General features: G+C 43.1%; 12 protein-coding genes. 2 read left to right on the forward strand and 10 right to left on the reverse strand.

Going from position 1 to position 12,351, the window contains the following annotated elements:
- Positions 1–188: 188 nt before the first annotated feature.
- The 7 genes from BHC43_RS08015 to ubiA all read right to left on the reverse strand — a co-directional run bounded on the left by BHC43_RS08015 (position 189) and on the right by ubiA (position 6,142).
- Positions 189–1,229 carry a pseudouridine synthase gene (locus tag BHC43_RS08015; protein WP_100157034.1) on the reverse strand — a complete coding sequence of 347 codons (1,041 nt, stop codon included), beginning with the start codon at positions 1,227–1,229 and terminating at the stop codon, positions 189–191.
- 2 nt (positions 1,230–1,231) lie between these two features.
- A complete protein-coding gene (gene scpB, locus BHC43_RS08020) occupies positions 1,232–1,831 on the reverse strand; it encodes an SMC-Scp complex subunit ScpB (protein WP_100140675.1) in 600 nt (199 codons plus the stop codon).
- 53 nt (positions 1,832–1,884) lie between these two features.
- Positions 1,885–2,808 carry a ribosome biogenesis GTPase YlqF gene (ylqF, locus tag BHC43_RS08025; protein ID WP_100157035.1) on the reverse strand — a complete coding sequence of 308 codons (924 nt, stop codon included), beginning with the start codon at positions 2,806–2,808 and terminating at the stop codon, positions 1,885–1,887.
- A gap of 86 nt (positions 2,809–2,894) precedes the next feature.
- Positions 2,895–3,755, reverse strand: coding sequence for an RNase adapter RapZ (gene rapZ / locus BHC43_RS08030; RefSeq protein WP_100157036.1), 861 nt, complete (start codon positions 3,753–3,755; stop codon positions 2,895–2,897).
- Positions 3,736–4,698: an HPr(Ser) kinase/phosphatase gene (gene hprK / locus BHC43_RS08035; RefSeq protein WP_100140574.1), complete on the reverse strand. Its 963-nt coding sequence runs from the start codon at positions 4,696–4,698 to the stop codon at positions 3,736–3,738. Before hprK ends, rapZ begins: the two co-directional genes overlap by 20 nt.
- Positions 4,699–4,710: 12 nt before the next feature.
- Entirely contained in the window at positions 4,711–5,166 is a 456-nt protein-coding gene (ptsN, locus tag BHC43_RS08040; protein ID WP_100140674.1) for a PTS IIA-like nitrogen regulatory protein PtsN, read from the reverse strand.
- 136 nt (positions 5,167–5,302) lie between these two features.
- The gene (ubiA, locus tag BHC43_RS08045) at positions 5,303–6,142 is read right to left on the reverse strand and encodes a 4-hydroxybenzoate octaprenyltransferase (protein ID WP_100157093.1); all 840 of its coding nucleotides are present in this window, start codon (positions 6,140–6,142) and stop codon (positions 5,303–5,305) included.
- Positions 6,143–6,391: 249 nt separating this feature from the next.
- Here ubiA and BHC43_RS08050 point away from each other — a divergent pair, with 249 nt between their 5' ends.
- Positions 6,392–6,856: a SixA phosphatase family protein gene (locus tag BHC43_RS08050; RefSeq protein ID WP_100140573.1), complete on the forward strand. Its 465-nt coding sequence runs from the start codon at positions 6,392–6,394 to the stop codon at positions 6,854–6,856.
- Positions 6,857–6,882: 26 nt separating this feature from the next.
- Entirely contained in the window at positions 6,883–7,245 is a 363-nt protein-coding gene (locus tag BHC43_RS08055; protein WP_100157037.1) for a YkvA family protein, read from the forward strand.
- Between the two features lie 26 nt (positions 7,246–7,271).
- Here the strand turns inward: BHC43_RS08055 and BHC43_RS08060 are convergent, their stop codons facing one another.
- From BHC43_RS08060 to aspT, 3 genes are all read right to left on the reverse strand, one after another.
- Complete coding sequence (locus BHC43_RS08060) at positions 7,272–7,997, reverse strand: glutamine amidotransferase-related protein (protein ID WP_100157038.1); 726 nt, start codon at positions 7,995–7,997, stop codon at positions 7,272–7,274.
- Positions 7,998–8,146: 149 nt separating this feature from the next.
- The gene (locus BHC43_RS08065) at positions 8,147–9,739 is read right to left on the reverse strand and encodes a bifunctional aspartate transaminase/aspartate 4-decarboxylase (RefSeq protein ID WP_100140570.1); all 1,593 of its coding nucleotides are present in this window, start codon (positions 9,737–9,739) and stop codon (positions 8,147–8,149) included.
- Positions 9,740–9,770: 31 nt separating this feature from the next.
- Positions 9,771–11,471, reverse strand: a complete 1,701-nt coding sequence (gene aspT / locus BHC43_RS08070) for an aspartate-alanine antiporter (RefSeq protein ID WP_100140569.1) — start codon at positions 11,469–11,471, stop codon at positions 9,771–9,773.
- Positions 11,472–12,351 lie beyond the last annotated feature (880 nt).

A 12,351-nucleotide genomic window follows, 5' to 3' on the forward strand; every position in this document is an offset into this window, starting at 1 on the left:
TATATACCTTATATATTGCGCCGATTAGCAAAATAATACAAAGCATTTGATTAATTTGTATAAAAAATCACACAATTTTTTGATGAAAATCAAATAATGCAGGAAATTATGTAAATAATTTCCTGCATGGGTAAATCAGATATAACATAAAATAGGATGCTTATACGCTCAGAATTTATGCCAAGAATCTATTTTTTTCTTGCATAATCAGATTGATACAAACCTGCCCATTTCATGATACCGGCAACTTCAAATTCATTGAATTCATAATACTGCCCGCGTTTTAAACGTTTAGGTAAGGAGATTGGACCAAAGCGTACCCGTACTAATCGACTTACCGTTAAACCCTGACTTTCAAACAATCGCCGTACTTCACGGTTACGCCCTTCTTTGATGATGATGTTATACCATCGATTGGCTCCTTCGCCACCCTGTTCCCACAGATGTTGAGCCTTTGCCATACCATCTTCAAGTTCTACACCATTTAGCAGGTTTTGTTTTTGCTCATCACTGAGCTCACCCAATACGCGTACTGCATATTCACGCTCAACTTCAAAACTCGGATGAGCAAAACGGTTCACTAATTCACCGGAAGTTGTCAGTATCAGTAAGCCGCAGGTGTTGATATCCAGACGCCCGATTGCCACCCAGCGGCTGCTGGCCGCTTGCGGCAGGCGATCAAATATACTAATTCGCCCCTGCGGGTCGTCACGGCTGACAATCTCGCCTTCCTGCTTGTAATACACCATGATGCGCGGCAGGCGATCTGGCCATTTAATATTAATCGCAGAACCTCTTACGCTGACTTCATCTTCTGGCGTGATTCTGTCACCTAACTGCGCTACTTTGCCATTTACTCGCACCTGTCCTTGACTGATCCACTGCTCCATTTCACGCCGTGAACCGACTCCAGAAGCAGCCAGGGCTTTTTGCAAGCGCACTGGTTCCATTTTTTCCAAGTTTACACGCTGTTCTTTCAGTATACGGGAACGTTGCAATATATCTTGATTGGGTGTGCGCTGCACCAGCTTTCTGGCACGCTGAATACGTACTTTGTTTTCCACTTTCTGTTCGAAAGCGGTATTTTTTCCAGTAGTTGCATTTTTATGTTCTAATGCAACCTTTTTTATCTTATTATTTTGCCGGCCTTTACTGCTGACTTTATTACTCTTTGAGGCCACACCATCGCGTATCTGGCGCTTGGTTAATTTTTTGTTGGCTTGACTCATGTTTAAACTCCCGATCCGTCATCCGACGGTTCTTCTGCGGTTGTTGAAACTTCCGCAGGTTCACTTAATTCAGGTAAAACCAGTTCACCCAATTCGGTTAAAGGTGGAAGCTGATTTAAATCTTCCAGCTGTAAATCACTTAAAAATGTAGCGGTAGTGGCCCATAAGTTGGGTCGCCCTACGCTGTCGCGTTGTCCGATAATCTCTATCCAGCCACGATCCTGCAATGTTTGTAACACATTACTGGAAACAGCCACGCCACGTATTGCTTCTATATCACCACGTGTAACCGGCTGCTGATAGGCAATTATTGCTAGTGTTTCCAATACTGCACGTGAATAGCGCGGTGTGCGTTGCACATCCAGACTGGCCAGCAACGGATAAGCTACCGGTGTGACCTGAAATCGCCAGCCTTCGGCACAATGCACCAAATTCAATGCGCGTTCATGCCAACACTCCTGCAAATGAGACAATACACTACTCAGTTCATCTGCTGATAATGGCGGCTCCCTGAGTGAGCACAATTGCTTCTCGCTAAGTGCCTCACTTTGGGTGAGTAATGCAGCTTCAATCAAAGCTTCGATAGAGACTGTATGATTCATAGCCATGAGTTCCTACGCTGTCAGTGCAGACATGATAAGGTCTAGAAAAGAGATCAACTTTTCCGTGCAGCTTTTTTGGCTGCGCGCTCAGCTTTTAGCTGAGCTTCCTGCATTTGTCCTTTTTTCAGCCACACTGCCCATTGGTTTGGGGTTTCCAATGTAATTCGGCCAATCAGTCCATCGCGAAAATCGGTGAGCACACGCTCAGCTGCTTTCTGGTAATCAATGCGGCCTCCGCTTAACAAGGCACCGCGTTTTTTACCAATCCATTCTAGCCAATTGTCATCACGCCAGTGCGGGCTTTCACTCAAATCTGCCTGATATCTCAGTTGCAGTAAAGAAAGGTAATGGCGGCGCAGATAATCTAGTAATTCAAGTGTTACTGTTTCCTCATCTAGTGCGTTGCGACCCACTGCTCCACTAGCGGCCAAATTATAACCGGCTTCTTCGACAATGATTTTAGGCCACAGCATACCGGGGGTATCATATAACCAGAAATCATCTGCCAATATTAGCCGCTGCTCTGCCTTGGTGATACCTGGTTCATTGCCGGTTTTGGCACTGCGTTTACCCAGCATACCATTAATCAATGTGGATTTGCCTACGTTAGGAATACCACAAATAAGCACTCTTAGCGGACGGTCTAACCCATGGCGATTGGGTACCAGTGATCGGCACGCTGCAATGATTTTACTTGCTGCCTGTTTTTCTGATGCATCCAGTGCCAGTACATTGGTATGAGGCTGGGCGCGATAGTCGGTCAGCCATAGCTCAGTACGCTCTGGATCGGCTAAATCTTGTTTATTAAGTATTTTAAGTTTGGGTTTATCGGCAGCTAGCTTGGCCAGCAATGGATTGGCACTTGAAGCCGGTAAACGTGCATCCAGTACCTCAATAACCATATCCACACTTTTAATACGCTCGGCAATGGCTTTTTTGGCTTTATTCATGTGCCCGGGATACCATTGAATCGCCATAAACTGTCCTTGTCTGCTAAAAAATCCTACACAGAAAACACACAGGCAGCCTGATTTCAGGCTGCCTGAATAATTCACTGTACTTATTATACCGTTTTTTCAGAATTTTTTCTCAATTCCAGCTGCCGATGCCGAATGATAACCGAATATGCATTAAGCTGCTGTGCGAGTGCCTGAACAATATATACAGAGCGATGCTGTCCGCCGGTACAACCAATGCCGATATTAACATAGCTGCGGCTTTCCTTTTCCATTTCGGGCAACCAGCGGCATAAAAAACCAGATAAATCTGCAATCATTTCTGCCATAACCGGCTGGCGAGCAAAAAAATTTTTTACTGGCTCATCCAGTCCGGTGAAAGGACGCAAATCAAAATCGTAATAAGGATTGGGAAGAAAGCGTACATCAAAGACAAAGTCCAGTCCTGCTGGCACTCCATATTTATAGCCAAAAGATTCTAGTACCACACGCAGGGGTGCCACCGGCAGATTCAACCATTGCTGTATTTGACGGCGCAACTGGGGTACGTTGAGCAAAGAAGTATCAATTACATAAGCGAAGCTTTGTAATGTAGACATATATTGCTGTTCGGCAGCGACACTTTCATTCAGTGTCTGGTGCTCTTGCGCCAGAGGATGGCTGCGGCGCGTTTCTGAAAAACGACGCAGCAGAACAGGTACCGATGAAGTTAGAAACAGCAGATCTACCTGATGCCCTAGCTGCCGCAATCTTTTTACTAGCTCTAACACTTCTGCTGGATTAAAGCGTGAGCGAATATCTACGCTTACACCCAATTGAGCTGTTTGGCTAGCGGCATAATGCTCAATCAGACCGGGTAATAGCTTAACTGGTAGATTATCCACACAGACAAAGCCAACATCTTCCAGCAAACGCAAAGCAATAGATTTTCCAGAACCGGATAATCCGCTAATCAATATTATCCTCATGATTCACCGCATCCTCTTTTAGCATTGAATTATGACGATCCAAAAATTCCTTGGTACTGTCTTTACCTCTCATTTGTAAAACAAAATTACTTACTGCAGCTTCCACCAAAACGGCCAGATTGCGCCCTACGGCCACCGGTAGGGTCACACTACGTATAGAGACATTCAGAATGCTTTCGGTTTCACTTTTGATACTCAGACGATCCATTCGTTGCATATGGCTATCATCGGCAAGTACCAGATTGATGATGAGCTGTAGCTGTTTTTTCGGGCGCACGGCGGTTTCACCGAAAATGGCACGGATGTTGAGCACGCCTAGCCCACGCACTTCCAAAAAATCTTTCAGCATGGCAGGGCAGCGCCCTTCCAGCGTTTCCGGCCCAATGCGGTACAGCTCTACGGCATCATCTGCGACCAGACCATGGCCACGGGATATCAACTCCAGTGCCAGCTCGCTTTTTCCTAGTCCAGACTGGCCGGTAATAAGTACGCCGATTTCAAATACATCTAAAAAAACACCGTATTTAACAGTTGAGGCAGCCAGTACCCGTTGCAGATAGATGCGCAGCACATCCATCAGGAAGGGACTTTCTGTTTTCGATGTTAACAGTGGCACATTATGCGTATGACAATAATCACGCAACATATAAGGCACGGGTAAATCATTAGCCACAATGATCAAAGACATGGTAAGGTCGAATAATTCATTGAGGGTAGTTTTGATTTCTCCGGCCTCAATCTTATTCAAATACTCAACTTCGGCAATACCGATTACCTGTATCTGATTGGGATGGATAAAGTTTAAATGGCCGACAAGAGCCAATACCGGTTTATCAGCATCGATACTGATGCGGTTATCAGCGCCAGCGGTGCCGGCAGACCACGCCAATTTAAGCTTAGTCTGGTTATCATGATACAAACGCCGTACCGATATGCTGGGCATAAAAGTCTGTCCTTATAGCTCTTCGGCAACAAGTATATCGCGCACACTTTCAGCACTGGTAGCAGACAAAAGTGCATTGCGAACTGATTTCTGGGAAAATTTTCCTGCCAGCTCTGATAATACATTCAGATGTTTAGTGGAAGCATTTTCCGGCACTAATAGCACAAACACCATGTTTACAGGTTGCTCATCCGGTGCATCAAAGGCTATGGGAGTTTGCAGCCGGAAAAACGCGCCTACAGTATCTTTTACGGTACTAGTTCTACCATGGGGAATAGCAACGCCTTTGCCTAAAGCTGTAGAACCCAGTTTTTCACGTGCAAACAGGCAATTAAATACATCTTCTTGCGACAGACCGGCCTGCTCGGATAATAGTTTTCCGGCTTCCTCAAACAATCTTTTTTTACTGCTAACATTTAAATCGAGAACCACGTGTGAAACCGGTAATATATCCCCAATTAAACTCATGCTCATTTTCTATTCCTATCAAATTGCTCATTGCAGCGGGTCTTAAACCCTTGAGCTACAGGATGTGCAATTTCTTCAATTACTATTAATCAATTACCCAATTATATTATCTTCTAATTGCATAGACGGTTATGTATTAAGGCTGGCCTAGCCAATAATGCAGCAATAGCCCTACAAACCAGATAAGTCCGATACGGTTGTTACGTAAAAACATAGCAAAGCATATTTTGCGGTCTCGTGTGCGAATATTCCGCCACTGTATATACTGTAAAACCAGCACCAGCGGCAAAGCAAGCCAGTACCATATAGTGGCCTGAATCATCCCGCCAGCAATAATCATGAATATATCAAAGCCAAGATGGCACAACATTACTGCAGTGATATCATGCTGCCCGAAAGTGATAGCAGAAGTACGGATGCCAATTTTCAGGTCGTCCTCCTTATCTGCCATCGCGTAAATGGTATCGTAGGCCAGAGTCCATAATGTATTGGCTGCGAGTAATACCCATGCAATCATGGGTACCTGATTGCTCACTGCTGCAAAAGCCATCGGAATACCGAAAGAAAATGCGAGGCCAAGATATAGTTGCGGCAGCGGAAAAAAGCGCTTGGTAAAGGGATAAGTCATAGCCAAAAACAAAGCCGGTATACTCATCAACCAAGTAAGCCGATTCAATGGCAACAGACACAGTGCAGCCAAAATACACAGCACCAGCGTAAGCAAAAGCGCTTCTTTTTTGCTCACTTTTTTCAAAGCAAACGGGCGTTGATTAGTACGGTCTACCGCACCGTCAAAGTCGCGGTCGGCATAATCGTTGATCACACAGCCTGCACTGCGCATTAAAAAAGTACCAACAGTAAATACCATCACCGTTATCCAGTCTGGATGGCCATCACCTGCAATCCACAGTGCCCACCACGTGGGCCAGAGCAGCAATAATGTGCCGATAGGACGGTCTATACGCATTAACTGCATATAAACTTGCAGACGGTCCGCCAGCCGCCAGCATTGATTCTGCCGCAGTTTACCTTCTACAGAAAATCGATTCACGCCAGTTTAGTCTTCCAATGTTAATGCTTGATTAAAAAATACAAAGATAGTCGGGGTGACATTGCCAGACCATCTGGTTAGCTCTACTATCAAACTGAGAATGGAAACCAAACAATTGTAACATAAGCATAACAGTACACTGCACTCTGACACCATAATCCAAAGGAGTAAGAAATGGACTTAATTTTATGGCGCCATGCCGAAGCTGAGGATAACTGGGAGGATATGGCACGCAAACTCACTATTAAAGGCCAACTGCAAGCAAAGCTGAGCGCGCAATGGCTGCGTCAGCATCTGCCGGATAATCGTCAAATTTACTGTTCAGAAGCTGTCAGGTCTCAGCAAACTGCTCGTTATCTGAAGCAGCCGTTTACTGTAAACAAATTATTCAATCCGGACTGCCACCCGCTTGATCTAGCAACGTTTCTGCAACAGCAGCCCCCTACATCCACTCAGATATGGGTAGGGCATCAGCCATGGATTGGCCAGTTTTGTGCTTATCTTCTTAATGGCGTCTGGCTGCCACAACAATTCTGGTCGGTAAAAAAATCGGCTTTTTGGTGGTTTGATGTCCGTTTTTACCAGCAACGCCATCAAGCACGAGTAAAAGTGGTTTTGTCACCGTCAAATTTAAAATAAATCCTTTATTTAGAAAACACATTGCTATGAAGTTTTTTTCCAAAAGTGTGGTCAATCTGCATGGATGGGTTAATGAGCAGAGCTTTTTTGCCAAACTGTCCAGAAATGCTTTGCGTTTGGGCAAACCAGTGGTTATACAGCTGTACTCGTTATTTCTGCTATTTAAATCCCCTCAGACGCCTTTACGCAGTAAAATGTTGATTCTAGGTGCCTTACTTTACTTTTTGAGCCCAATAGACCTCATACCAGACTTTCTAGGGCCGCTTGGTTTCACCGACGATATTGCCGTTATTGCTATGGTATGCAAACAACTACAAACTGCTCTCACACCAGCTTTGAAAGAACAGGCTCAAAACGCAATCAACCGTTTTTTTACCAACAAGGCTTAGAGCTGGTTTAAGCATTTTGCTGAGTATTAATGCTTCTGTGTCTGATATCTATGCAATAATTTATCCAGAAAAACATATAGTTTCTGATTCATGGGTTCGTAATCATAGTCCAAAATTTCAGAAGCAGGCTGTATATACGGATACTGTCCGGCATGCTGCAAATCAGCCTTTGAATGGGGAATTAATGATTCAATTGCTGCCCGGTTGAATTCAAGATGACACTGAAATCCGTATGCTATTGGCGCAAACCGGATAATCTGGCGTGGACAACCAGTACTATAAGCTAGAATCTGTGCCTTTGGAGGTAGTCCAGGCATATCTCCATGCCAGTGGCCCACAGTCAATTCCTGACCAAAATGTTCTATCATCTCATCGGCTAGACCTGCCGCTGTAAGCTGAATCGGAAAGTTACCGATTTCCTTATTTGGGCTGCTTTCTACCATACCGCCCAGCGCTTGTCCGATTAATTGTGCTCCCAAACAAATTCCCAGTACTGCTTTACCATTATCAATGGCTTGGCGGATAAGGTGCTGCTCAGCAGCACTGTCAAAATAGGCACAATCCTGTATTGTAGTTAGTGGTGACTGAGGGCCACCCATGATAATGAGCATATCAAAGCCATCGGCAGATGTTGGCACTTTATCTCCCTGATAAATAGCAGATAACGAAATTGTATGCCCCCTACTTTGCGCCCATTCGAGGCATACTGCCGGCTGCTCAAAATTTTCGTGCACAATAATATGTATTCGCATTCTGTTCTCCTCCATATAAATCAACTAAATAATTATACTAAACTATACTAATATACTAGCTAAAACAAAAGCTGTGCGTAATAAAGGCGAACATAATAGCGCCGTACTTTCTAAAGTACGGCGCTGATTTAAAGCTCAAACAAAATTAATTATTTGCTGGCTTTAAATTCTTCGTAATACTCGCAAGCCAGTTTATGCAGTGAAGCACCGATGGCTTTGTACTGGTATTCGTTCAGGTTGGCCAGAGATACACGACCAGATGGGTGACGTACTGCAAAGCCTTTACCAGGTAACAATACTACGCCGGATTCATCTGCAATTCTGAACAGCAGTTCATTTGGGTTTTTGGTTTTAACTACCCATTCAGCAAACTCGTTACCATACAACTGACGGGCAGTATCTTCCATATCCACCAGAGTATAGTAATCTACGCTGTTTTCGTTGAACTCGTGTTTGATACCCAGCTGTTTGTACATAGCGGCGCTGCGATTGCGAATCAGAGCCATCAATGCGTCTTTATACTGTTTCTTGGTATCCATCATTTCAGCCAGAGAGAACAGTACCATCTGTACCTGCTGCGGAGTAGACAGACCAGCAGTGTGGTTCAGCGCTACAGCACGGCTATCAGCTACCATACGGTCAATCAGTTTCAGTTTTTCTGGTTCCGGCGTAATAGACAAGTAACGTTCATGCAGAATTTTGCGTTCTTCTTCAGGCAGTTCTGCAATTTTCTTATCTAGTACATTTTCTTTGGCCATGGCAATTACGCCCAAACGCCAACCGGTTGCACCAAAGTATTTGGAGAAAGAGTAAACCAGAATGGTGTTGTACGGACACATGGTAAACAGAGACTCAAAGTTCTCAGCAAAAGTACCGTATACGTCATCAGTCAAGATAATCAAGTCAGGACGTTTTTTCACGATGTCCGCGATAATCTGGAGACTGCGGTCGTCCATTTTCACTGAAGGTGGATTGGACGGATTAACCAGATAGAATGCTTTGATAGAAGGATCTTCTAGTTTACGCAGTTCGCTTTCAGGATACTGCCAGTCCAGTTTCGGATCAGCATTGATTAATACTTCTTCCAGTTCGTAATCATTCAGTTCTGGAATTTCCAGATAAGGCGTGAAAATTGGGGCACCCAGAGCAATTTTGTCACCTTTACGAATCAGACCATTCTGTTTCAGCGAGCTGAAAATATAGGCCATAGCGGCGGTACCACCTTCGGTGGCAAATAAGTCGATATCATCGTTAGCCAGTGTTTTGGCGCCCATTTCTTCAAGAACGTAGGTTTTAACGATTTCTTCAGACAAACGCAGCATGCGGTCTGGTACGGGATAGTTGCAGCCCAGAATGCCTTCAGTCATTTCCAGCAAAAACTGATGCTGATTGTAGCCAAGCTGGTCACGCACGTAAGACATGGCTTTACTCAGGAAGTCCACACCAGGTTTGTGGCGGTTGCGACGAATGAAATCGTCGAAGCGAGCCATCAAATCATCTTTAAATGGCATTCCGCCGATATTCTGGTCTAAGAAAGAGAAAGAGATTTCAGACTCTTCAGTAGCAAACAGACCTAATTCAAAAAATGCATTACGGGGCAAAGTAGCCAGAAAGTTGGGGTTACCACGGCCAGCATTCAGCATCATGCGGTCATTGCGGCTCTGTGCCAAGTCAATCAAATGATTTTTCAATTCAAATGGGCTTAAATTAGCATATTTTTCAAAATCATGTTTTGAAGTCATAACATTTTCCTCAAGAAGTTAAAAGCACATATCAAACAAGAGCCACAATCAATGGACCTAACAGTGTTAGGAACACATTGGCTAATGCATATGTAACGGCAAATGGAGTAGTCGGAATGGCATTACCTGCTTTATCCAATACTTCACCAAATGCAGGATTAGCACTACGTGAACCAGCCAGCGCACCGGCAAAGATTGCAGCGTTGTCATAACGCAGCACATAGCGACCAAAGAAAATTGCAAGAATCATCGGGACTAGTGTTACCACAACACCAATCAAAAACAGGGTCAGGCCATGTTCTTTAATTGTGGTAATTGCCTGTAAACCAGACTGCAAACCTACTACAGACACAAATCCAGCCAGACCGAAATCTTTCATGAACTGGGAAGCAGCTACCGGCATATTGCCAAATGTCTGCTTGCGAGCACGTAACCAGCCGAAAAACAGACCAGACAACAGCGCACCGCCACCTGCACCAAGCGTAATCGGGATATTGCCTACACGGACAACCACCCAGCCAATAATCAGGCCAAGTACCACACCCAGACCGTGATAAGCCCAGTCGGTTTTACTGTTCACTGTAATTGGCGCACCAATAATATGAACAACACGATTAATATCACTGGTAGAACCATAGATGGTCATCACATCACCGAGTTTGAATTCGGTATCCGGTGTTACATCCAATTTTTCACCGTTGCGATGTAGAGCAATCAGATAAATACCATGCTGAATTTCAAAATCGTGGTCACTGGAATGCACTTTGGAACGGATTTCAGCCATGGTTTTGTTGGCATAATCAGGGTTGCGGAAGACCACGTCTTTAGTATCCACAATCACTTCCAGACCCTGTTCAGAATCCAGCTCACGTCCAAACAATGTGCTAACAGCAGCCACTGCTTCACGGCGGCCTACGATCAGAATGATGTCGTCTTTTTTCAGCACTGTAGACGGTGTGCAATCAATTAAGTTACCGTGACGTTTAATGCGCTCAATGGTAATACCCAGATTGTCCAGCTCAATATCTTTAATGGATTTCTGAATGTCATTTTCCACTACATAGATACGACCTACCATCTGCGTAATCGCCATACCCTGATTACCTTCCAGTGCCATTGCACCTTTCAGCTGTTCAGCTTCAGCAGCTACTGCATCATCGCGAATATCACGACCCATGATTTTCGGCAGCAAGTTCATACAGATAATGATCGCGCCTAATGAACCAAAGATATAAGTCACCGCATAGCCAATGGCCACATTAGCCTGTAATTGCTGCAACTGATCAGCAGGCAGTCCCATATGTGTCAAGGCATCGGCAGCAGTACCCAAAATCGCTGACTGGGTTAAACCACCGGCAGCAAGGCCAGCAGCCAGACCTTTATCCAGGTGGAACAGGCGTGCCATAATCATCACCGTGATAAAACCAGTAATGGCAATGAACAAAGCCAAAAAGATTTCACGCAGGGTTTTTACACCTAGTGAACGGAAAAACTGGGGACCACTTTCATAACCCACAGCATAAATAAATAAAGTAAACAGCAATGCCTTAAGACCAGAATCAATGTGTACATTGAGCAAGCTTAAAACCACTGCCACCAACAGAGAGCCAGCGACTCCGCCAAGCTGGAACTTACCGAAACGAATACTGCCCAGTAAGTAGCCCAGACTTAATGACAGAAACAGCAGAATAACCGGCGATTCCTGAATATTAGTCAAAACCCAATTCAACATATGTCTACCTTCTCCTGAAAGAACGAAAGCTAGTGTGCGCTTGTGTGCTTTTAATTTTTGTCTTAATTTCAATAGGTATGAAAATAATTGATAACTTTAGTATTTTGTTAATTTTTATTGCATAAAATTAAATCAAATAATCACATTTAACTACTATGTAATAGCAATTTCACACTTTCCAAAAAGCGAAATTAAAAGCGCGCAACCACTGATTTATAAGCAAAAAGTTAAGAGATTGTTCAGATAAATTCATTCATAAATAAATATTATTATATTTTAATTATGCTTATTGAATTTTAAGTTAGAAATATTCAATAAATATGTATTACTACTCACAATAAAATATTTCATTTCTTACTAAATATATTTAGCCAAAAAGCATAATAATTTATTAAGATATATAAATGTCATCTCAAATACAATTGATAATCTCTAACATATTGAAATGATAATAGGAATCTTAATTAACAACTCCTTTATTTTTGATTGATTCTGTAGCCAATTCACCACAAAAAAAGATTTTAAACTAAAAAAAATGCCATTAAAATTAACAAAAATTGCATATTAAAAAAATTTGGCTTATTGAAAAGAAATTCATTTCAATTATATTCATAAATTTAACCAAAACCCCTTAATCGTTTTTCATACCTTCGTTTTTGCGATTTTTCTTATCAAAATCTGCTTTAATCAATGCATAAAATACAAATAAACAATTAAGAAATAACATTATTTTTATAAAGCCAGATCATTCATTCTTCTTTTTCAGTGGTTGCACATCAGCAAGTGCATTTATTTTGGGTGTATGGTGGCAAGATAAAACAAAAGCCTGAGAAAAATCTCAGGCTTTAATCAATATAAATCAAATCCAGCATTTATTACA

The sequence above is a fragment of the Snodgrassella alvi genome (genome assembly GCF_002777855.1).
GTDB classification, from domain to species: Bacteria; Pseudomonadota; Gammaproteobacteria; order Burkholderiales; family Neisseriaceae; genus Snodgrassella; species Snodgrassella alvi_E.